19 protein-coding genes are annotated in these 21,014 nt (G+C 55.6%); 14 read left to right on the top strand and 5 right to left on the bottom strand.

All coding sequences use genetic code 11. The annotated features are described in order from the left end of the window. The 7 genes from RIB44_08550 to RIB44_08520 all read left to right on the top strand — a co-directional run bounded on the left by RIB44_08550 (position 1) and on the right by RIB44_08520 (position 8,825). Complete coding sequence (locus RIB44_08550) at positions 1–1,464, top strand: sulfatase (GenBank protein MEQ8616629.1); 1,464 nt, start codon at positions 1–3, stop codon at positions 1,462–1,464. A 137-nt stretch (positions 1,465–1,601) separates the two neighbouring features. Further along, complete coding sequence (locus RIB44_08545; protein MEQ8616628.1) at positions 1,602–3,341, top strand: DUF1559 domain-containing protein; 1,740 nt, start codon at positions 1,602–1,604, stop codon at positions 3,339–3,341. A gap of 70 nt (positions 3,342–3,411) precedes the next feature. Next, complete coding sequence (locus tag RIB44_08540; protein ID MEQ8616627.1) at positions 3,412–5,112, top strand: serine/threonine-protein kinase; 1,701 nt, start codon at positions 3,412–3,414, stop codon at positions 5,110–5,112. 171 nt (positions 5,113–5,283) lie between these two features. Beyond that, positions 5,284–6,693: a 3-isopropylmalate dehydratase large subunit gene (leuC, locus tag RIB44_08535; GenBank protein MEQ8616626.1), complete on the top strand. Its 1,410-nt coding sequence runs from the start codon at positions 5,284–5,286 to the stop codon at positions 6,691–6,693. 54 nt (positions 6,694–6,747) lie between these two features. After that, a complete protein-coding gene (gene leuD, locus RIB44_08530) occupies positions 6,748–7,332 on the top strand; it encodes a 3-isopropylmalate dehydratase small subunit (GenBank protein ID MEQ8616625.1) in 585 nt (194 codons plus the stop codon). After that, positions 7,333–8,469 carry a hypothetical protein gene (locus tag RIB44_08525; protein MEQ8616624.1) on the top strand — a complete coding sequence of 379 codons (1,137 nt, stop codon included), beginning with the start codon at positions 7,333–7,335 and terminating at the stop codon, positions 8,467–8,469. 35 nt (positions 8,470–8,504) lie between these two features. Then, positions 8,505–8,825 carry a hypothetical protein gene (locus RIB44_08520; protein MEQ8616623.1) on the top strand — a complete coding sequence of 107 codons (321 nt, stop codon included), beginning with the start codon at positions 8,505–8,507 and terminating at the stop codon, positions 8,823–8,825. A 34-nt stretch (positions 8,826–8,859) separates the two neighbouring features. Here RIB44_08520 and RIB44_08515 read toward each other — a convergent pair whose 3' ends face one another. Next, positions 8,860–9,405 carry a PSP1 C-terminal domain-containing protein gene (locus RIB44_08515; protein ID MEQ8616622.1) on the bottom strand — a complete coding sequence of 182 codons (546 nt, stop codon included), beginning with the start codon at positions 9,403–9,405 and terminating at the stop codon, positions 8,860–8,862. A 184-nt stretch (positions 9,406–9,589) separates the two neighbouring features. On the opposite strand from RIB44_08515, the gene bioB reads away from it, so the two are divergent. Beyond that, positions 9,590–10,618 carry a biotin synthase BioB gene (gene bioB, locus RIB44_08510; protein ID MEQ8616621.1) on the top strand — a complete coding sequence of 343 codons (1,029 nt, stop codon included), beginning with the start codon at positions 9,590–9,592 and terminating at the stop codon, positions 10,616–10,618. Between the two features lie 399 nt (positions 10,619–11,017). Further along, positions 11,018–13,360 carry a hypothetical protein gene (locus tag RIB44_08505; GenBank protein MEQ8616620.1) on the top strand — a complete coding sequence of 781 codons (2,343 nt, stop codon included), beginning with the start codon at positions 11,018–11,020 and terminating at the stop codon, positions 13,358–13,360. 7 nt (positions 13,361–13,367) lie between these two features. On the opposite strand, the gene RIB44_08500 is transcribed toward RIB44_08505, so the two are convergent. Together RIB44_08500 and RIB44_08495 are read right to left on the bottom strand one after the other, a co-directional pair. Next, complete coding sequence (locus tag RIB44_08500; GenBank protein MEQ8616619.1) at positions 13,368–14,600, bottom strand: HRDC domain-containing protein; 1,233 nt, start codon at positions 14,598–14,600, stop codon at positions 13,368–13,370. Between the two features lie 59 nt (positions 14,601–14,659). Further along, a complete protein-coding gene (locus tag RIB44_08495) occupies positions 14,660–16,222 on the bottom strand; it encodes a sodium:proton antiporter (protein MEQ8616618.1) in 1,563 nt (520 codons plus the stop codon). A gap of 385 nt (positions 16,223–16,607) precedes the next feature. Here RIB44_08495 and RIB44_08490 point away from each other — a divergent pair, with 385 nt between their 5' ends. From RIB44_08490 to RIB44_08475, 4 genes are all read left to right on the top strand, one after another. Continuing rightward, the gene (locus tag RIB44_08490; protein MEQ8616617.1) at positions 16,608–17,111 is read left to right on the top strand and encodes a hypothetical protein; all 504 of its coding nucleotides are present in this window, start codon (positions 16,608–16,610) and stop codon (positions 17,109–17,111) included. A 2-nt stretch (positions 17,112–17,113) separates the two neighbouring features. Next, the gene (locus RIB44_08485) at positions 17,114–17,869 is read left to right on the top strand and encodes a (5-formylfuran-3-yl)methyl phosphate synthase (GenBank protein MEQ8616616.1); all 756 of its coding nucleotides are present in this window, start codon (positions 17,114–17,116) and stop codon (positions 17,867–17,869) included. A 132-nt stretch (positions 17,870–18,001) separates the two neighbouring features. Continuing rightward, positions 18,002–18,202, top strand: coding sequence for a hypothetical protein (locus RIB44_08480; GenBank protein ID MEQ8616615.1), 201 nt, complete (start codon positions 18,002–18,004; stop codon positions 18,200–18,202). Between the two features lie 79 nt (positions 18,203–18,281). Beyond that, positions 18,282–18,584 (top strand): polyhydroxyalkanoic acid system family protein, encoded by a 303-nt coding sequence (locus tag RIB44_08475; GenBank protein ID MEQ8616614.1) that lies wholly within the window; start codon positions 18,282–18,284, stop codon positions 18,582–18,584. Positions 18,585–18,588: 4 nt separating this feature from the next. On the opposite strand, the gene RIB44_08470 is transcribed toward RIB44_08475, so the two are convergent. Beyond that, positions 18,589–19,752, bottom strand: a complete 1,164-nt coding sequence (locus RIB44_08470; GenBank protein MEQ8616613.1) for a hypothetical protein — start codon at positions 19,750–19,752, stop codon at positions 18,589–18,591. Positions 19,753–19,862: 110 nt separating this feature from the next. Between RIB44_08470 and RIB44_08465 the strand changes: the two genes are divergently transcribed. After that, positions 19,863–20,564 carry a tetratricopeptide repeat protein gene (locus tag RIB44_08465; GenBank protein ID MEQ8616612.1) on the top strand — a complete coding sequence of 234 codons (702 nt, stop codon included), beginning with the start codon at positions 19,863–19,865 and terminating at the stop codon, positions 20,562–20,564. A 43-nt stretch (positions 20,565–20,607) separates the two neighbouring features. Here the strand turns inward: RIB44_08465 and RIB44_08460 are convergent, their stop codons facing one another. Beyond that, a complete protein-coding gene (locus tag RIB44_08460) occupies positions 20,608–21,009 on the bottom strand; it encodes a hypothetical protein (GenBank protein ID MEQ8616611.1) in 402 nt (133 codons plus the stop codon). Between the last annotated feature and the right edge of the window lie 5 nt (positions 21,010–21,014).

Raw genomic sequence — 21,014 nt, 5'->3', positions numbered from 1 at the left:
ATGCAACCAGTCCAAAGCACATTCTTACTTTCATTTCTCATCACGAATGCTTTCTACCTCGCAGTACCTCTAGGCATAGCCCAAGAGTCGAGACCGAATGTCCTGTTGATTGTGGCCGATGACCTCGGCTGGACAGACCTCAGTTGCTACGGCAGCACCTTCTACGAAACGCCCCACCTTGATGGCTTGGCCGCAGAAGGGGTCCGATTCACTGACGCCTACGCCGCGTGCCCTGTCTGTTCGCCGACGCGTGCTGCGATCCAAACGGGCATGTATCCTGCGAGAATGGATACAACCGATTGGTTCGGAGCACCACAACCTAACCGCATGAGCAAGCATTGGACGCGAGATAAACCCCTCTTGCCGGCACCTTATGTTGAGCGACTGCCGGAGAGTGAAACAACCCTTGCCGAACTTTTTCAAAATGCCGGCTACCAAACCTTTTTCGCGGGCAAGTGGCACTTGGGGCCCAAAGGAAGTTGGCCGGAAGATCACGGGTATCAAATCAATAAAGGTGGTTGGGAACGGGGCGGCCCTTACGGCCCGGGCAAGTATTTTGTTCCTTACGGAAATCCACGTCTGGAAGACGGTCCTCCGGGTGAGCATCTGCCCGATCGGCTCGCTCGAGAGACGGTTGATTTCATGAAAGACTGCAAGGGGAAACCTTTCTTTGCGATGCTTTCGTTCTACTCAGTGCACACCCCGCTGATTGCTCGGGATGATTTGAAAGCGAAGTACGAGGAGAAACGAACTCAACTCGAACTTGCGACGGAGCGTTTTATCCCAGAAGGCGAGCGGCAGAATCGCGAAGTCCAAGACCACGCCGTCTACGCGGGGATGGTCGAGGCGATGGACTTGGCTGTCGGAAGAGTCCTGCAGGGCTTGCACGACCAAGGCCTCGAAGACAATACCATCGTCATTTTTACTTCGGACAATGGCGGGCTGAGTACGGCTGAAGGTTCTCCCACGAGTAATCGGCCGCTGCGAGCTGGGAAAGGCTGGCTATACGAAGGGGGAATTCGCGTGCCGTTGATCGTCCGCGTCCCCGGTTCAGAAGTCGCTGGAGAAACCTCGCAAGCGGTTGTCACAAGTACGGACTACTTCCCGGCACTGCTGACGCTGACAGGCTCCGGAGCGGAGGACCTCAGTGAGATCGATGGTTCTGACTTCAGCCCTGTTTTGACAGGTGATGAGTTTGAACGCGAAGCATCCTTTTGGCACTACCCCCACTACGGCAATCAAGGCGGTGCGCCGGGGGCAGCAATTCGCGAGGGTCATTGGAAGCTGATTCACTGGTTCGAAGATGGCAGACGGGAACTCTTCGATTTGGCGAACGACCTGGGCGAGAAACACAATCTCGCTGATCAACATCCGGATGTTGCGGAACGCTTAGCCATGCAACTTGAGAATTGGCAGCAATCTGTCGAAGCGAAGATGCCTACGCCCAATCCCAATGCGAAATAGGCCTAACGCGAAATCGACGAATTAGGCGTTCGCAGGAAGCTCGGCAGATTGACGCCGTCAGGGTAGCAGGGGTACGCTGGAAGAAGCGGAATGCCGCATGCTGTGGCGTCCCTTCTCAACTCTGCAGGAGTTCCACCATGCGTGCTTCTTATCCTCTGTTGCCTCGCCCGGGTCGTTTTCTTCACCAGGTTATCTGTCTTCTGCTGATGGCCGTCATGATCGGCGGTCCAGCCGCATCAGTGATTGCTCAGGACGCGGTGAAGTCTCGTACCAATTCAGACACCACACTCTTAGCCAAGAAGCCTTTAGCACCTGCTTCGGAATTCGATCTATCCTACGTCCTATCCGACGCCGCGGTAGTTATCGTTGCACGCCCGGGACAGGTTCTGAACTCGCAAGTGATGGAGATGGCGCCGACCGAAGTCATCCAGGCGGCGATGGTCAAGGAGACGGGCCTCGACCCGCTGAAGTCCGACCAAATTGTCATTTCGGTATCACCGCCAACGAACGGACCTCCGAACTACACTGCTTTGGTCCGCTTCACCGAAGCGGCAAATCTGCAATCGGAAGAATTAACCCGCCACACCGTGATGGGTGAAGTCAATGGTAAGGAGTATTGGAAGAGTCAGGAGTTCATGGCCCCCAGTATTATTCAGCCTGACGCGAAGTCATTCTTGCTCACGCCTGACTATTCCATGCAAGAATTGACGAAGCCGGTTCGACTGAACGGTGTTGGACCCTTAGCTGCTAAGGTGGCTGCTGCCACAAAGGGCGATGACCTGTTCGTCATGATTAACACAGCGACGCTTCGCCCCTTGATCAACATGGGCATGGCACAAGCCGACCTACCGCCGGAGTTGGAAGATCTAAGAAAGCTACCCGACTTGATCAGCCAGATCGAATTGCGTGTGAACTTTTCGAACCAGAGTCTCACCAATTTTATCATCACCGCCAACGACGAGGATGCCGCTGAAGAACTGCTTGCGATGGTGGAATCAAAAAAGGAAATGATCCGCCAAAAAGCACAGGGCGAGATCGTCCGGGCACTCGCTTCGGACGACCCGGTTGAGCAAGCGGGAGGAAGGTATCAACAACGGATGCTGAAGAAGATGGACGAAAGCATCCAGTTCGCTCAGGAGGGGGCACGGATCATCCTCTTCGAGGTCGACCCGTCCAAAGCGGGAGCTAACGCTCAGTTAACCTACGTTGCGACGACCGGCATTCTTGTCGCCCTGCTGTTGCCAGCGGTACAGGCAGCACGTGAGGCGGCTCGGCGAAACCAGTCCATGAATAATCTGAAGCAGATCATGCTCGCACTACTTAATTACGAAGCTACTCATGGGCACTTCCCCCCAAATGCGATTTACAATGATGAAGGGAAAGCTTTACTCAGTTGGCGAGTCATGATTCTGCCATTCCTGGAGGAGCAAGCTCTCTACGACCGCTTCAATCTCGACGAGCCGTGGGATAGCGAAAACAACAAGCGGCTTATCGAGCAGATGCCAGCGGTTTTTTCAGAGCCAAGTGCTCCGCTAGACCCGAAAGAAGGGAAGACTCATTACCTGTTGCCCGTCGCTGAAGATTCTATCTTCGATGGAAGTGCTGAGGGGATGAGACTTCGTAGAATCACCGATGGATTGTCGAATACCATTGCAGTATTGCAAGTCGACAGTACCGCAGCGGTTGAATGGACGAAGCCCGCCGATTGGAAAATGAATCCGCAAAACGTTTTGGGAGGTCTTGATGGAGCCGTTCACCCAATGGGATTTCTGTCAGCGTTCGCAGACGGTAGCGTTCAATTTATCTCTTCGGATATTGATCTTGGCATGTTCAAGGCCATGCTAACCAAGGATGGTGGTGAGGTAGTAAATCGCTGATGGCAAGAGTAAGTACGTCGGCAATTTTGGATTAGAAGCGAATAGTAGTTCTTCAAGATCTGAGTCCCTCATGCCTGAGCAACCTGGCAGTAATGACGAAACCATCATCAAGCAGCCCAATCAGGCGCTGTTAGATCAGTCTGCCGGTCAACAAGACGATAGCCTGCTTCAATCGGCTCGCCGGCGCGTAGCGCTTGTTGCTGAAACGGGTCCGCAGATGTCGGGCGAAACGCGTTCGCTCTTGCGACGTCGGCTGCGTATCCTGGCGGTGGTCTTATGTGGCGGGTTTGCCACTTTTCTGCTGTGGCGTGTGTTGATGGTTCCCAAAGGCGGCTTTGGCGAGACAGGTTCACTCACGACGTTATATGCTCACATCAGTGCGACGGTCGTAACGGGCTTATGTGCCTGGAAGCTTTGTGCGAAATGCGATCTCTGCTTGAAATCGTTGAGAATCGCTGAGCTACTGATTCTGGCGAGCTCAGCCGTGTTCTTCTTTATTCTGAGCTACGAGCGTCTGCAGCTTAGTGCAACGGCTCTTGCTGGACACACCCATGTGCCGAGCATTTTCGGGCCGTGGGAGTTTCTGATCTTCTGCTATGCCCTGTTTATCCCCAACACTTGGCAGCGGGCAGCAGCCGTCGTTGGCTCGCTTGCGGTAGCACCACTCGTTGTGCTTGGTATCGTTGCCGCTCAATCGCCCGAGTTCATGGAGCTCGCCCGCATGCAAGCTTTCCGGGGCGTCTTTACCGAGCATGCCATCATGGCGGTGCTGACGTCTCTGGTTGCCGTCGTGGGGGTGCATACCATCGGCACTTTACGACGTGAAGCGTTCGTCGCCAAGCAGTTGGGCCAATACCGTCTCAAGCAAATGCTCGGTTCTGGCGGCATGGGCGAGGTCTATTTGGCTGAGCACGAAATGATGAAGCGCCCCTGTGCAATCAAAGTCATTCGTCCTGAGAAGGCGGGCGATCCGCAGGTCTTGGCGAGGTTTGAGCGCGAGGTGCGTGCAACGGCCAAGCTCTCGCATTGGAATTCGATCGACATTTATGATTACGGTCGCACAGAAGATGGCACCTTTTACTATGTGATGGAGTTTCTTCCCGGGCATAACCTGGGAGAACTCATCGAGATCCATGGTGCACTTCCACCGTCACGAATCGTTTACTTGATGAATCAAGTGGCCGAAGCACTCGGTGAGGCCCACGAGCAAGGTCTGGTGCATCGTGATATCAAACCGGCGAACATTTACTGTGCGTATCGAGGTGGCCGTTTCGACGTGGCTAAGCTGCTTGACTTTGGTCTGGCCAAACCCACCAGTGATTTGAATGATTCAGGGCTGACTGCCGCGGGGGCGATTACCGGCTCACCGCTGTTTATGTCTCCTGAGCAGTCCACCGGCAGCCCTAACGTTGATGAGCGGAGCGACATCTACTCCTTAGGTGCCGTGATGTACTACATGGCGACTGGCAAGCCACTTTTTGAGTACGAGCAACCGTTGCGGGTCATGGTTGCCCATGCGTCGGAAAACCCCGTCCCTCCGCGTGAAGTCCGCCCCGAGCTTCCTATCGAGCTGGAAGAAGTCATCCTCCGCTGTTTAGAAAAACAGCCCGAGGACCGTTTTCAGGATGTGCAGTCTCTACTTGCCGCCCTGGAAGATGTGCCGAGCGAGCCCACCTGGACCGTTGCAGATGCAGCCGATTGGTGGCGAGATTATGGCTGTCCGAAGCGGAAAGCACTCGCCAAGCAGGTGCAAGAATTGGCAGCGGTCTGATCATCCGGCGAACCTCACCTTGCGACGCGGCTCTCTTCTAGTGATTAGCTCGCCGTAGAGAGCGGCTTTCGCGAGCCTTGAGTTCTTCGTAGAATGCAGGGCTCGCTACAACACTACGGCACAGGCAGTAGTCGTTAGCTCGCAATGACAGTTGATTTGAGGCCTAGAGATATGTCCGCTACCCCACGCCCCCGTACGTTGTTTGAGAAGATCTGGGACAACCACGTTGTCCACGCCGAAGAGGGCCGTCAGACGATTCTCTACATCGACTTGCATCTCGTGCACGAGGTCACCAGCCCGCAAGCTTTTGAGGGTCTGAGGCTCGCCGGTCGGCAGGTGCGTCGACCTGAGCGTACCGTTGCCACCGCCGACCACAATGTTCCGACCAGTGATCGCAGTCTGCCGATTGCCGATCCGATCTCCAAGCAGCAGATCGATACCCTGCGAGATAATTGTGCGGAGTTTGGCGTCCAGTACTACGATTTGAACGATGTGCGTCAGGGAATCGTCCATGTGATTGGCCCAGAAATGGGCTACACCCAACCCGGGATGACAATCGTCTGTGGCGATAGCCATACCTCGACACACGGAGCTTTTGGGGCACTGGCCTTTGGAATTGGAACGAGCGAAGTCGAACACGTCCTCGCCACCCAGACGCTCCTGCAATACAAACCAAAGACACTTGAACTCCGTGTTGATGGTCAGGTCGGTCGCGGCGTGACCGCCAAAGATATCGTGCTCTATCTGATCGGACAGATCACAACCAGTGGCGGAACCGGATACTGCATTGAATACACCGGCGAAGCGATTCGGGCTTTGACGATGGAAAACCGCATGACGGTTTGCAACATGTCCATTGAAGCCGGCGCCCGTGCGGGGATGATTGCCCCCGATCAGGTGACCTACGATTATCTTCGCGGTCGGGAGTTCGTTCCCGCAGATTTTGAAGCGGCGGTTGCAAAGTGGAGTGAACTACCCAGTGATGAGGGGGCCTCCTACGACAACTCGCTCGTCTACGATGCAGCATACATTGCTCCGCAGGTCACTTGGGGAACTAACCCGGGACAAGTCACGGCCGTCGATGCGAAAGTCCCCACGCCTGCTGATTTCACAGACGCGACCGAGCAGAAGACCACTGAGCAGGCCCTCGAGTACATGGGACTTGCTGGCGGTGAGTCGCTCACCGACGTGAAGCTCGACCGCGTGTTCATCGGTTCATGCACGAACGCCCGCATCGAGGACCTTCGTGCTGCCGCGGCCATCGCCAAGGGTCACAAAGTAGCCAGCAATGTCAACGCGATGGTCGTGCCCGGCAGCGGGCAGGTGAAGAAGCAAGCGGAGGAGGAGGGGCTCGACCAAATCTTTAAGGAAGCCGGATTCGATTGGCGAGAGGCAGGCTGCAGCATGTGCCTCGCGATGAACCCGGATAAGCTCGCCCCTGGCGAACGGTGTGCGTCGACAAGCAATCGCAACTTCGAAGGTCGCCAAGGGAAGGGGGGCCGCACCCATCTGGTCTCCCCCGAAATGGCTGCCGCTGCCGCGGTTTCAGGCCATTTTGTTGACGTCCGCGACTGGAACTGAGTCTCTTAGCTTGCTCGTAGCAAGTCTGTCTTCAGAAACAGGTAAGCAATCGAAATGAATCCTTTCACAACACACACCGGCAAAGTCGTTGCACTCGATCGTGCGAACGTCGATACCGATCAGATCATCCCGAAACAATTCCTTAAACGCATTGAGCGGACCGGTTTCGGAGAATTCCTTTTCTGGGACTGGGCTCGCAACGACGACGGATCGCCTAATGCGGACTTCGAACTCAACAAGGCGGAAGCTCAAGGGGCAAGCGTGTTGCTTGCACGGCGGAACTTTGGCTCCGGCTCGAGTCGCGAACACGCTCCGTGGGCTTTGGGGGATTACGGTTTCCGAGTGATCGTCGCTCCGAGTTTCGCAGACATCTTTTACAACAATTGCTTTAAGAACGGCATGCTCCCGATTCCACTGAGCGAAGAGCAAGTGGAGGAGCTCTTCCAACGAGCGGCCCAGCACGAAGGCTATGAACTAACCGCCGACTTGGAGAGCCAAACGGTTACCGATGGACATGGCTTTGAAGCGAAGTTCGAAGTCGAGCCGTTCCGTCGGCATTGCCTCATGAACGGGCTCGATGACATCGCGCTTACCCTCGAGCATGTTGAGAGAATCGAAGCCTACGAAGCGGCACTGTAGATGCAGTCACACGTGCGAGAATCGAGAAGCGTTGCGAGTCACTCGACGCTTCTGCTGATGACTTTCTGGGGCAGAATCTCTCTGCTTGTCGTGCTCGTTTCTTTCGCTGCTGACCAATGCTTGGCGGTTGAACTGGGCGACGAGTCGAGGCGTTTTAAGGTCGAGACAATCGCCACCGGCCTCAACAATCCCTGCGGATTGGCGGTCCGTCCAGGTGGTACGAAGACCGAAGAGGTTTTCTTCTCCGAGAGTGGTGCCGCGCGGGTAGTGCGTTTGAATACCAGCGATCCGCAATCGATCCAGACCGTCGTCGAAGGCTTTCCCACGGGCGGCTGGGCGTTGGATGAGAGCCTGCAGGTCGGACCGCTCGGGCTGGCGTTCTTGAAGCGTACGAAACTTGTCGTCGGTAGCGGTGGTTTAGGAGTGGGAAAGGATAGCCTGCGAATCTACGACCTGCCGACGGAATTGCCATTTAACGCAACAATCGACTACTCGGATATCGACTACGAGCTTGGTCCCATTGGGCCTGGCGCGCGAACCGCGACGGGCGAGGGAGGGCATTTTTCGCTGGTGGTGAAGCCGGACGTGGCGCTGTTTGCCAGTTCGCTGGGCGATCCCGAGCGTAGTTGGTTGCTGAAGGCTTCGATCTCCAAAAACAAGGCCTTTGACCTCCAGCCGCACGCGGCCACTCGTCAGCTGTACGATTGCGATCATCTGCTCGCGGCCACTCTGAATCTTGAACAGAGTGATCTTGGCTATCTCCTCGTCGGTTCATGTGGGAAGCTTGGCGGTGAGCGGCGAGACTCGCGCGTCGCCTTTTTAAGCCCGCACAGTGGACGCCTCGCCCTCGACTTACCTGCGAGCTTGAAAGACGTTGCTGCGTTGTCTTATAGCCCCAGTGGACAGCTTTACGCTGCGGACCTTGCTTGGGATGATGACGAAGGTGGGGGTATATATCGACTCGACGAAAAATTGATCGACGGCAATCAGGTCTGCCATCCCGTCTTGATCGCCAAAGCTGTCCGGCCCACTTCGCTTGTGTTTACGTCAAAGACAACCCTCTACGTCACTGCTTTTGGAAAAGTGGGCGAGAAGCTGTCGGGCGGTCAACTATTGAAAATCACGGGCGTTTTTTAGATATCTTCAGTTGAGCCACCTGGGAGCTACACAGTATGTCGCGACGCGAAAAAATTGAAGCGATGTTAGCCGAAGAGCCGGGCGACATTTTTTTGCGCTACAGCTTGGCAATGGAACTTGATAAGGAAGGCAACCATGACGAAAGTCTTTCCAATCTCGTCGAGCTGACTCGGGAAGAACCGCCCTACGTCCCGGCGTTCTTCATGATGGGCCAGCAGCTCGCTAGACTTGGCAGAGCCAACGACGCTCGCGAAATCTTACGCGACGGGATCGAAGCCGCTCGCACGCAAGGAGATTCGCACGCTGCCGGCGAGATGAGCGAATTCCTCGCTTCACTTGGCTCGCTAGGTGAGTAAAAGCACCATAAACCGCCAGTGTGTTCCACTCAGCTTATTTCTTACATGCCGAGGCCACTGCACAGGAAGTGCAGTCCGCGCAGCCTCCCTGTCCCATCGCCTCCTCAGTACCGCAACCGGGTCCGCAACCCTCTTCAAGCGTATCCGCAAAGCGTTTGAACTCCACGCTCGTTTCGTAGGTGGCAGCGAGCTGGTCAGTGATGTCGGTTGCTTCTGGAGGCGGATTGCCGAGAAAGTAAAAGAATAAGCCTTGCCCGTCGAAAAGATGCTCGACGTCCATCAGTACGGCATCGACCTCGTTTTCCGCAAGTAAGTCGGAGCAGGCCTGGAAAGCTTCCTCGCGATGCTTCTGAAGGCGAGCCTCTAGGAGCTCGTCCTCGACTCCCATAGGTCGTAGAATCTGGCCGTCTATCGCTTCGGGTAATTCGTCTTGTTCTGTTTGGCTAAGAACTTCCCCGATTTCTAGCCCACGGTCAGTCCGGAGAATCACACGCGAGTTTCGCGGATACCGCAAAGCATCGACCGTCGAAAAACGGCCTATGTTGCTTAGCAAGCCATAGCGGACGAAGTGGTGAGACATTGCGGTACGTTTTGAGGATTCAGCTCCCGAAACGGTTTATTCTTGCCGTTTCAGAGGTGGTTGCCAAGCGAGAATAGCTAGGTTTACCGGTCGAGGCGTAGCTCGACGGCTATTGGTTAGTACAATAATCTACGCTGAAATCAACTTTGGCTACTTCCTGGCGAATTCCTGAGTAAATAACCCAATGACAATTGCAACTGTGTCGAGTCAAACTGATTGGTCTCAACTAGCCAGCCGAGTGCTCGCAGGGCACGAGCTGAGTCGTGAAGAGGCGCTGTCGATCCTCGCAGCACCGGATGAGCAAGTTCCCGCGTTACTTGCGGGTGCCTTTGAGATTCGTCGCCACTACTTTGATCGTAGCGTGCAGCTCTACTTTCTAATGAATGCCAAGAGCGGCCTTTGCCCGGAGGATTGCGGCTACTGTTCGCAGTCGAAGATTTCCGATGCGGAGATCCCCAAGTACAATCTTCTCAACCGCCAGCAGTTGCTCGACGGAGCAAAAGCTGCCGCGGAGCGGGGAGCCAAGACCTACTGCATTGTGATTTCAGCACGGGGACCCTCGGAGCGGGAGATCGAAGCGGTCGAGCAAATCGTCCCCGAGGTGAAAAGCCAATACGGACTCGACATTTGCGCTTGCCTGGGTTTGTTAACGCCCGAGCAAGCACAACGCCTTGCCGCCTGCGGGGTCAATCGGGTAAATCACAACCTGAACACGGGCGAAGAGTTCTATAGCGAGATTTGTTCCACGCACACTTTCCAAGACCGCGTTGACACGCTTAAGGCGGTTCGCGGTGCGGGGATGGAACTCTGCTCCGGTGGAATCGTTGGAATGGGAGAGCAGCCAGCAGATGTCGTTTCGATGGCGATCGAGCTGCGAGACCTGGGCGTCGAATCCATTCCGGTAAACTTTCTGAACCCCATCGAAGGCACTCCGCTGGCAGGTCAGGAGGAGCTAACGCCAAGCTACTGCCTGAAAGTGCTAGCGATGTTTCGCTTTGTGAATCCAAGCCGTGAGATTCGCATCGCAGGAGGTCGGGAGATTCATCTCCGTAGCTTGCAAGCGATGGGGCTTTATGCTGCGAACTCAATCTTTGTAGGCGACTACCTCACCACGAAGGGACAAGTGCCCCAAGAGGATTACGACATGATTCGTGATCTTGGCTTCGAGGTTACCGGCTGCGTTGAGGGTGCAACCTCGGTCGTACCAAGCTAGCGAAAGCCTTGCTAGCACAAAGGCTTCTTGCCTATTTTACGGAACCGGAAAATTTGTGAAAATCGGTTCAATTGGTGCAAGCCGCCGTGTCGATGAACAGACAGAACCCCTCTCTATCTACTGTCTGTTACGCAGGGATGCGCTGCTATGTTGCGTCAATTTGTTGTTGGATTCGCCCTCCTCGGAATCTGCTTTTCCTCGCCTTGCTTCGCTCAGAACACGAGAAAGCCGGAGCCAAGACGCGCCACGCTGGCATCTCGGCTGAATTCGTTTCGCAATTCCTTTCGTCGCGATTCCAGTGACGAGCAAGAGACTTCAAGCTCAACTCGGTCGAGGTTCTCGCCCAGCAGCCTATTTGGCGGTAGCCGTAACACGCAACCAGAGGATTCGAAGCCACCCATGCCGTACGATCCGGCAGAGCTGAATGGCTCAGGTTCCGGTAAGACTTCGAACCAAAGTGCTTCGGCAGCAAAGTCTCCGCGTGAGCAATACGCTTCGCAAGTCGATCGAAATCGAAACTCCTACCAAGCTGCCAAACCATCGGCACGTAAGGCTTCAACTCCCATCACCAAGCCTGCCGCCGAGCCTGTCGCTCGCGCAACACGTCGCTCGCCCGTGTTTGGCAGTCGCCAAGACGAGCTGGATGAAGCGCTCTCTGATCTCTTCGCCCCAGCTAGTGACACGCCACCGGCAGCATCGGGACGTGAAGAACTCCCCAGCTACCTGCAGGGTCTAGTTGAGGAGGAATCGGTTCCCGAACTCAAAACGGAAGAGGCCAAGCCGTCCCTGATTGCAACAAAGACAACTGCACAAAACACCACAGATCGTCATGGCACGAAGAAGAGAAACCCATTCGATCTACACGGCGCATTAATCGAGACGCCAACGAGTGACAGTTCTGACGACTTGGACGCCTTCGCTGCTACTGAAGAGTCAGAATCTGAACTTCCAAATGTTGGACAAGACTTTCATGCCAGCTTAGGCACCCTGCCAGCAGAGTCGACGACGGAAGAATCAACTGAAGGTTTAGCAGAGTCGGATCCAACTCTAGAGGCAGAGGTCGAAGCACCAGTGAAGCCCGAGCCATCCGCTCTGGCGGGAAGTCTCGAAGCGGAACTGGCACCCAGTTTCGAGCAACCGATCACGCCAACAGTCGAACCGACGGAAACCTCGGTCACGTCGGAAGCAGAGCAGGCGTTCGCCGAGGCAGAGGCTCAAGAAGAGCTTGCTCCAAATGTTTCGACCGCGTCTCCGAACGAACTCGCTGCGAATTCGATGCGGCAAGAGAACGTCTTGCTGAGCTACCAACAACCAGTGATTCAGTCACATGTCGAGGGTCCACGGCGAATCGTTGTCGGGCGTGAAGCCACCTATCGAGTTGTCTTGAAGAATTCTGGTGAAACGGCTGCGAACAAACTCACGGCGACAGTCCAGATCCCTGCTTGGGCGGACGTGATTGATACCAGTGCTTCGAGCGGAATTGTTCAGCGAGCAGCCGGTAGCAGCCTCGCCGACGAATCACGCAGCATTGAGTGGAGGCTTCACGACCTACCAGGCCGTTCAGAGCAGCAACTAGAGCTTCGTCTGATTCCGCGAGCGGGCCGTCCTCTCCAGCTTGGCGTGCAATGGACCCATGCTCCGATTGGCGCACAAGCCATGGTCGAAGTTCAGGAACCAAAGTTGGCACTGATGCTCGCTGGTCCGAGCGATGTTCTCTTTGGGCGATCACAACGCTACCAACTCACCATCAGTAATCCAGGTACCGGCACCGCTGAGGAAGTCGCCATTCAACTCACTCCTCCCGGGGCTGCTGAGAACGAAGTGATCGACCACAAGATCGGGGTTCTTGCTCCCGGAGAGTCGAAGGAGCTGGAGCTTGAACTCACCGCTCGCGAGGCGGGCGAATTGACGGTTCAGGCAGCTGCGGTCGCGGCTGGCAATCTCAAGGCGGAGACCACCAAGAGCGTCATGTGCCGTAAGCCGGAGCTTGAGATCGACTGGCGTGGACCTGAGAAGAAGTACTCAGGCACGGTTGCGACCTACTACTTCCGTGTGCGGAATCCTGGCACTGCTGCGACGGAACCATTCACCGTTTCGTTGGGTCTGCCAAAGGGCTCCGAATTCGTTTCCGCGAGTGAAGGTGGACGCCAGACGGTTGACGGTAAGGAAGTCACTTGGAAAGCGCCAGCTTTGGCACCAGGTCAGGAGCGTTTCCTGCAGATGCGTTGCAAGCTGACAACCGGTGGCGTGAATCAACTAATCGTTACCGCTGAAACGGCAAAGGCCGAGCTTCGTGATGTCGAAACCATCGTCACTAATGTGGTGGCTCTGGCGGATTTGAAACTGCACGTTTCTGATCCCCGTGGTCCTCTACCTGTCGGCGAGCCGGCCGAGTACGAGATTCGTGTCGTCAATCGCGGCAACACGGCTGCTCAGAACGTGAACGTCACCGCCTTGTTCTCTTCGGGCATCGAACCTGTTACCGTCGAGGGAGGACAGCACTCTATACGCGACGGGCGTGTCTCTTTCAAAGTGATCGAAAGCCTAGCCGCTGGCGGTGAAGTGAAGCTCAAGATTCGAGCCCAGGCATCTCAAGCGGGAACACACATCTTCCGCGCCGAAGTGGGCTGCACGGATCTGGACATCAAACTGGCTGCGGAAGAAACCACGCGTTTCTTCAAGGATGAAAACCGCTGGGAAGACGCCTCCACCGCTTATTCAAGCAGTGAATCAACCAAGTAATGGCGGGTCACGCCTGGTAGTCATCGAACACAAGCGGATCCTCATCATCGAGATTGGCGATCCGGATCGACTTCTTGCCATTGAGTAAGTCGTCAATCAGGTTGCCAACGAGCTCACCTCGCCAACCTTGTGCTAGCTTGGGGAGCTCTTCTGTCTCGCTGAAGCCCATGCGATGGGCGATGAATTCGCGAAAGTCGGTTGCTGTCCCGACCATGCTGGCGGCTACTTCCGCTTGACGGCAGATGGTTGTCATGGCGGGAGTGAGAAACTGACCAAGCAGGTTCAGTTGCGTAGGCAATTCGCGCCGTCGTCCGCTACGATTCCGTTTTTCAGGATTCGCGATTCCACGCCGGACACAGTCAGCCAACTCGTCGACCTTTCGCTTGAGCAATCCCCGTTGCAGCCCACGGATGCCAAGGATGCGTTCGGGGTTGTCGGTCTTGCGATTGGCGATCTCCACCATTAGGTCGTCGCGTAGAATGCGCTTTTGCGGCTGGTTGAGCTGCTTCGCTTCCTCGTACCTCCAGTGCCAGAGTTCGCGGACGATCGCCAGTCCCGTAGGGTTGAGCCGTCCGATGCCCGACGTGCGACGCCAATCGCGACGGTCTTGGGCTTCAACAACGGTTTGCGACCAACGCGCCATTTCCTGTTCGAACCAAGAGATCCGCTGTCGCTCTTCGAGCAACTCGACGAGTGTGGTACGTAAGTCGAGCAGATACCGGACGTCCTCGAGTGCATAATCGATCTGTGCGTCGGTCAGGGGACGTTTCCGCCAATCGGTCCGCTGCTCTCCCTTTCGCGGCTTGTGGTTGAGAAACTTGTGGACGACCGAACCGTAGGCGGCTGGATACTCGTTGCTGCACAGGCCGGCCGCAATCTGCACGTCAAACACATCCGTCGGCAGCTTGCCGACTGCCCGCAGAATGAAATTGAACTCCTCACGCCCAGCGTGCAGCACGGTCGTATGCTCACCTTCAACAAGCATCTTCCAAAACGGCAACACATCGACTTCTTGCGGGTCGATCACGGCCATTTCATCAGCCGTCGCAACCTGAATCAGGCACAGTTCGGGATAGAACGTATGCTCAGAGACAAACTCCGTATCGATGCCAATCACTGGCGACGGGGCGATGCGTCGGCAGAGGGCATCTACCTCGGCTTGTTGGGTAAGAATCTGATCGGGCAAAACGAGAGCAAACAGGATGAAAGGCGTTAGTGGTAAAACGTGTTCGCCCAACATTCTACGGCGCTAGCAAGGGCTAATGCTAGCGACTATCGACTCCTGACCCTCATTTCGGGCTAGACGATAAATTGCCAGACCGTGAAGCCAAGAATCGGCAGCAGGATCAGGCAACTGTAGACCATGTAGCCGAAGAAGCTTGGCATCTTCACGCCGGACTTTTCGGCGATGGCCTTTACCATGAAGTTCGGGCCATTGCCGATGTAAGTCATCGCGCCCATGAAGACTGCCCCCATGGAAATGGCGATCAAGATCGGCTCAGGAACCCCGCCGGTTGGTCCAACAAGGCCTGGCTCCTTGGCGGTCTGGAAGAACACCAAGTAAGTCGGTGCATTATCGAGGAAAGCGGACAGGCCGCCCGTCGCCCAGAAAAACTCTTGAGGTCCCATATTCCACTTCTCGACCAACTCGCTACCCATCACGGCTAGGATCTGCAGGGCCGGTTGCATGCAGATAAAAATGCCGATGAACAGCGCGGCGACTTCGACGATTGCATCGTAATTGAATTGATTGAGCTGGCGGATCTGCTTCGATCCGAAGTAGAGCGAAATCCCCACGAGGCCAAGTTGTACCATCTCTCGCAGGTACATCCAGGAATGCCAGTGAGTGCCTGGAATCGCCTTGCTGGGATCCAACAGAGCAACCGCCAGGACAACGCCCAGGAGGAGCGGACCGTTGAGCTTCAAACCGCTGATGCGCAGACGGCGAGTTTGCGTAACGTCGCGTTGAATATCGCCAATCGTTTCTTTGCGATAGTAGTAGAGCTGATCGACCAAGCAATACGTTAGAAGCAGCAGACCATTGACCAACAGGAATGGTTTCCAAAGCGTCAACGTCCACAAAAAGTTCACGCCGGCTAAGTAGCCCAAGAACAGCGGGGGGTCGCCAATGGGCAGCAAGCAGCCGCCGCAGTTACAGACGACAAAGATGAAGAACACGACGGTGTGGGCAACATGATTTCGTTCTTTGTTGGTTTCCAATAGTGGGCGAATTAAGAGCATCGCTGCACCGGTCGTGCCGATGAAGCTCGCCAGAAGACCACCAGCCGCCATGAACGACGCATTGGTCAGCGGATTCGCTTGCAGGTCGCCTTCGATCCGCACTCCACCAGCAATCGTGTAGAGGCTAAACAACAAAACGATGAAGGGGATGTATTCCTGCAGAATCGCGTTAGCCAGTACGGCTTTGACGAAACCGACCTGCACGACTGAATCGCTCGCTTCAACCACATGGTGCGATGGCCAGTGTCCTTCGACGGGGGTGTGATGCAGGAACGCATAGTAGCAGAGCGTGACTATTCCGAGCCCCGCGGCAACTTTGAAGCGGTTGATATTCTCTTCCCACCAGTGCTCCGTTTTGTGAAGCAGTGGCAACACGGCGATGCAGCCGAGCAGGATGACGAAGGGAATTACCGTCCAATAAGGAGGAGCCTCTGCCTTATGATGCCCCGCGTCATGTGGCTCGGGATGAATGTCAACGTCGGAATGTTCCGCGTGAGCCCCAACGACTTCTGCCGTCCAGCTCTGCGGCAGTTCAGCAACGAGCAGGGCGCAGTAGGCCGTCAGGAGTCCGAAAATCGCCCAAACGACAACGCCGCCCCGACGCTCACCAGTTCTACTCATGCTGCTAATGTCCGTTGCCACGACTGCACTTCCTCTGACTGCGGCACCTCCCTCGGGGCATAGCACCGCGTGAGGTTCCAAGGTTACGGATTGAATGGCGGATCGTCTACGCCGCCTCTCGGGCGGAATGCGATCCAGGGCCTCTTGGCTGGGGGCTTACGCTAGAGAATTCTGTCCACGAATAACCTAGGTCACTCTTGAGGGCTCAGAGCGGCGAGTTCTTCTCGCCGCCGGGGCCAGGGAAGCTTGCCGGTCGTCTCTGAGCCGTATATCCGCTAGAATCCGACCCTCGGCGATGATCCTCTGTGGGATATCGCAGCACGATAGTCTCAGAAAGCATGAATTGATGGAAGTTTGGTTGCAGCCCAATCGAAGGGTCCTCATGATGGCGATGGTTCCCGCTGGGCTTCTGGTCGTGATCGGCGGTTTACTCGCGAAGCTCTCCTCGACCTCGCTGGTGACGGCGTTGGCTTGGGTTTTGGTCGGTCTGGGGTGCCTCCTGCTTATTGGGCTTATTGGACAACTGAGACGGCCACGGATCGCTTTTCAGGATCGGAGTGTCCTCTTCTTCCTCCGTGCTCGCCAGCCAGTGGCCGTCCCTGTGGAGCATGTCGAGGCGTTTTTCCTAGGCCAAGGGCCGACGAGCCTGCCAACCGTTGCAGGCAAGACGGCTGAGACAGTGAATCTAGTCGCGCGGATTTCACAGAAAGCCCCCGAATGGGCAGAAGTCGAAGTGAAGCAGGCGTTAGGCAACTGGAAAGAGGGCTACGCTACGATTCGCGGAACTTGGTGCGAGCAGCTTACCACGGATGTCATCCGTCGCTTGAACAGTCGACTGCGTGAGGTCACTGAGGAGGCAAAGCAGCATCCTCGTGAGGGAGCCAAATGACAATGAGTCGAACGGCATTCTCAATGTGTGATGCGAAAGCGAACGAAGCTGGGCAGCAGGCGGGTCTGCTTGTCAGCGTGCGAGACGTTGCCGAAGCTCAGATCGCCATGAGAGGAGGCGTTGATTGGATCGATCTTAAAGAGCCGGGCAATGGTGCGCTCGGCGCGGTCTCAGGTTCAGTTGCACAGCAAGTGGTTGATCTCGTAGAGAGACGTCTGCCCGTTTCGGCAGCCGCTGGCGAGTTGCTCGAATGGCCAACTTCGCAGGCCCGAGAATTGCTTGCTGTCGAGCACCTCCAGATCCTCAAACTTGCTCTAGCGGGGTGCAAAAACGTTCCCGGTTGGCGTCAACTCTGGCAGGAAGCGGCAAGCGAGATTCAAGAATCGGGGAAGCAACTGGCTGCCGTCGCCTATGCAGACTTTGGCCGGGCTCAGGCACCAGCAATCGAAGTCGTCCTTGCGGAGGCAATCGAGCTTGGCCTGCAGACGCTTCTGATCGATACGTTCGACAAATCTGCCGGGCCTCTGACGACGCATGTTCCTACCGCTACACTGGCCAGTTATCTCAGGAAGGCTCGAGCAGCGGGGTTGAGAACGGTTGTCGCTGGAAAGCTGACCCCAGAGATCATCCGCGAATTACCGCTCGAATCCGTCGATCTCGTTGCCGTCCGCAGTGCGGTCACGACCGGGGATCGAGAGGGGCCGATTTCACCTGACAGAATCAAGGAATTGAGCACCATTCTTGAAGCGGCTCAATAACTTGCTGGGCCGTAATTTTCTTGACATCGGCCTCTATAACCTGATACTCACGGTTAGATGGTCTGGTGCTAGCGGTATGCTGAGCACACGCATTTCGTCCTGTTCACTTGCACGCTTGGTGGGAGGTTTGCCGTGCCGAATTCGGTTCTCGACGCAATCAAAGAGGGGCAGTGGGACTTCGAGCCTAGCGAGATCCCCGAAGAAAAATTCAACAGTACGAAGGCCATGCCTGGGTCCGATGAAAAGCTCGAGGTCCTCGCCCAGCGAGTTCGAGCCGGGCTACCACTCTGGCACGGATCGGACCGGATCGATTACGATGAGGAAGAAGAGTAGGCGGTGCGGTGTCATTCATCAATGGGCCGTTCTTTTTCGCAGACTCGTAACCTCATTCCCTCAGCCGTGCGAGACCATTGTGCCGAAGTTCAACCTGACGATCCCCCATAACTATTCCGTTGAAGAAGCGAAATCTCGCCTCGAGCGGTTTGCCGAATCCATGAAGGCGAAGTTCCAAGATCAAGTCAAAGATATGGAGCAAAGCTGGGACGACAACACGCTATCTTTCGGCTTCAAAACCCTCGGCATCAAGATCGCTGGCGAAATGACGGTTGAGGAAGAGGCCCTAAAAGTCACCGGGGACCTTCCCTTCGCGGCTGCGATGTTTAAGGGCAAGATCGAGACCGAGATGAAAGAGCAACTCGGGCGGATCATGAGTTAGTTGGTCACTGCTTGGTGATGCGGTAACCATCTTTATTTTGAGTTGCTTTCAGCTTCGCCGGCGCAAGGACCGTCGCCAGAAGTTCTTCAAGCGATGCGTCGCGAACTTGGCAACTGACAAGCTGATTGCGTAGTGGCTTGGTCTCCGCGGCCCAAGTTACGGTTAGCTTGAGCTGTTTCGCCAATTGATCTGTGACGGCACCTACAGGTTGATTCTCAATCTTCAGCGTGAATACGAGTTGCTTTGGTCCCCGGGGCGAACTTTCTTTCGTGCCGGCAGGGGAATTCTGTGACGGACTTTTTCCGTGCAGATGCTCGGCAAGCGCGTGATGATACTCGACCGTACTAAAGACGCTGATCTCTTCGCCCGAGCGTTGGGTTGCGGTTGGTGGATTGGTCTCAAGGAAGGTCAGCAGCTTCTCGCTTGATTCGTAGGACTGTTTTACGGCAACGGGGCTTCGTAGTTTCTCAATGATGAGATTGCCAGTTTTCGGATCGAAGACTGCCTGTCGTTCGAAGCTAAGCAACCACAACGTTGCCAGTTCGTAGGCACGTAGATCAGGAGCCTTCCCAGCTCGCCAAAGATCGTGCGGCACCAGGTTGTTTGTAACCAACTCTCCTTTGCAGTGGGCTGCCAATTCTCCAAGTAGTAAGGAGGGCTCCGCGGGAGACTGCCATCCGAGCTCATACCGACCGAGCCAGCGTCGCTGGACTTTTGCAGGACAGATGTTGAGCCGCTCCCGAGCCAAAGCCATCAGCGTTGCGAACTGATTGGCTGACTCCTTCGGCCCTACATAAATCAGATCCCCATAAACTTGGTAGCCAGCTTTGCACTGCTCTGTAAGTTCCTCGAAGACCTCTCGCAGCGGTTGGTCGGTGATCTCTAGATCAAAAGTCTGTCGTGGGTCGAGGCGTCGGTCGAGCCAGATATCGACGTCATAAGCTGCTTGAATCGTATCCAGCGACTTGCGAAGTTGTTGCCCTTGCCAGAGCAGCGTCACGGAACGATTTAGCTTTGCTCGCAACGATTTGGTGCCGTGCCAGTCGGCTGCATCGATGCTCGACGTTGCCATGTTGCAGAATAGCAACGCCGCAAGAGACGCGATGGCGAAGCTTCGCTGGCGATACGTGTCAAGCATTTTCTGTTCAGTTGGGCGAAAGTCGTGCAAAGTCGAGACCTCCGATCATTTTCCGTTGAGAGCGTGAATCCTGCAATTAGAATCGGTAGATATCAATCACAAAATCAAAGTGCAGACGGCAGAATCGATCGAGTTATTCCGTGGATAACGAATACCAATCCGAAGACTATCAGGCCGGGGATTTTCACCCTGGGCCGCTGCTAGTCGAATGGTACGAGCAATACCTTGTTGACCAGGATATCACTGCCTTTGTGAGGCTGACTTCGCGTCGTTACTTCGTTGGCACGTTGGAACGACTAGCCCTTGAGGGGCACCGCTCCTCTCGCCGAGCTGCAATTCTGGCTTTGGGTCGCCTAGCAAGCTACACGTCGAATAACGTTGTAGGATGTGCTCTCGCCGATTCAGACCGCGGGGTCCGAACTTTGGCCGAGCAAGCGATCCGCCGACTTTGGATGCGTGTCGGGGCTGCCGCAGACCAACGGATGCTCGTGGCCATCGAAGAGCAGCTCGACGACCGCGACTACGACCAGGCGGCCAAACTAGCAGCGAAACTTATCCAGCAAACTCCCTGGATCGCCCAAGCCTGGTACCAACGCGGGGTCGCCTACTACCACCTTGGCCAATTCGACGCGGCCGTCCGCGACTGCCATCAGGCCCTCGAGATTAACGCCTATCACTTCCAGGCCGCCTCGATCATGGGGCACGCGTATCTCTCGCAGGGAAACCTTCTATCCGCCTTGGAAAGCTTCCGCCGGACTCTGCGGCTGAATCCCAGCATGGAAGAAGTCCGTGCTCAAGTGATCCGACTCCAACGGACGCTCAAGCAGGACAAGCCTGAGTAGTGTCAGGCTGCCTCGCAGGCACCTCACAAGGCACTAGGTTCAGCTAGTTCTCTTCCTGCTTTGGTTGCTTCGAAATCGAGAAATCAAAGACAAGATTATCAGGCGAGACATCGATTGTGTCTCGATAGATTGGAAACATCAGCGGAATCATTGGCTCTTTGCTGGGGTAGCCCTCGATGGCGACTTTCATCGGGCCTGAGACCACTCCCTTGCCAGCGAGATCGTCAGTGGAATACTCGCCATCGGTGATGACTGCTAAGCCTTGAGGGCCGCTGCCTCCTTTCTCACGATCTGGTTCAAATCGAATCTTGCCGTGCGGAACGGGTTTCCCTTCGTAGGTCACGGTTCCAGTGATCGTGTTGCGTTCGACACCCGAGCCTCCCCCACACCCGAGCGTGACGACCAACGCGATTGCGAGCATGCCTGCTAAGTATCGTGAATCCATTCTTT

The organism is Lacipirellulaceae bacterium (assembly GCA_040218535.1).
GTDB lineage: Bacteria > Planctomycetota > Planctomycetia > Pirellulales > Lacipirellulaceae > Adhaeretor.
Note: the sequence above shows the minus strand (reverse complement) of the source record. Positions and strands in the feature narration are given on the sequence as shown.

What these genes read in the sequence shown, in the direction of transcription:
- RIB44_08460 (MEQ8616611.1), bottom strand. Translation starts at nt 21,009, where the DNA reads ATGGATTCACGATACTTAGCAGGCATGCTCGCAATCGCGTTGGTCGTC.
- RIB44_08485 (MEQ8616616.1), top strand. Translation starts at nt 17,114, where the DNA reads ATGAGTCGAACGGCATTCTCAATGTGTGATGCGAAAGCGAACGAAGCT.
- RIB44_08545 (MEQ8616628.1), top strand. Translation starts at nt 1,602, where the DNA reads ATGCGTGCTTCTTATCCTCTGTTGCCTCGCCCGGGTCGTTTTCTTCAC.
- leuC (MEQ8616626.1), top strand. Translation starts at nt 5,284, where the DNA reads ATGTCCGCTACCCCACGCCCCCGTACGTTGTTTGAGAAGATCTGGGAC.
- RIB44_08500 (MEQ8616619.1), bottom strand. Translation starts at nt 14,600, where the DNA reads ATGTTGGGCGAACACGTTTTACCACTAACGCCTTTCATCCTGTTTGCT.
- bioB (MEQ8616621.1), top strand. Translation starts at nt 9,590, where the DNA reads ATGACAATTGCAACTGTGTCGAGTCAAACTGATTGGTCTCAACTAGCC.
- RIB44_08520 (MEQ8616623.1), top strand. Translation starts at nt 8,505, where the DNA reads ATGTCGCGACGCGAAAAAATTGAAGCGATGTTAGCCGAAGAGCCGGGC.
- RIB44_08550 (MEQ8616629.1), top strand. Translation starts at nt 1, where the DNA reads ATGCAACCAGTCCAAAGCACATTCTTACTTTCATTTCTCATCACGAAT.
- leuD (MEQ8616625.1), top strand. Translation starts at nt 6,748, where the DNA reads ATGAATCCTTTCACAACACACACCGGCAAAGTCGTTGCACTCGATCGT.
- RIB44_08540 (MEQ8616627.1), top strand. Translation starts at nt 3,412, where the DNA reads ATGCCTGAGCAACCTGGCAGTAATGACGAAACCATCATCAAGCAGCCC.
- RIB44_08515 (MEQ8616622.1), bottom strand. Translation starts at nt 9,405, where the DNA reads ATGTCTCACCACTTCGTCCGCTATGGCTTGCTAAGCAACATAGGCCGT.
- RIB44_08525 (MEQ8616624.1), top strand. Translation starts at nt 7,333, where the DNA reads ATGCAGTCACACGTGCGAGAATCGAGAAGCGTTGCGAGTCACTCGACG.
- RIB44_08505 (MEQ8616620.1), top strand. Translation starts at nt 11,018, where the DNA reads ATGCCGTACGATCCGGCAGAGCTGAATGGCTCAGGTTCCGGTAAGACT.
- RIB44_08495 (MEQ8616618.1), bottom strand. Translation starts at nt 16,222, where the DNA reads ATGAGTAGAACTGGTGAGCGTCGGGGCGGCGTTGTCGTTTGGGCGATT.
- RIB44_08490 (MEQ8616617.1), top strand. Translation starts at nt 16,608, where the DNA reads ATGGCGATGGTTCCCGCTGGGCTTCTGGTCGTGATCGGCGGTTTACTC.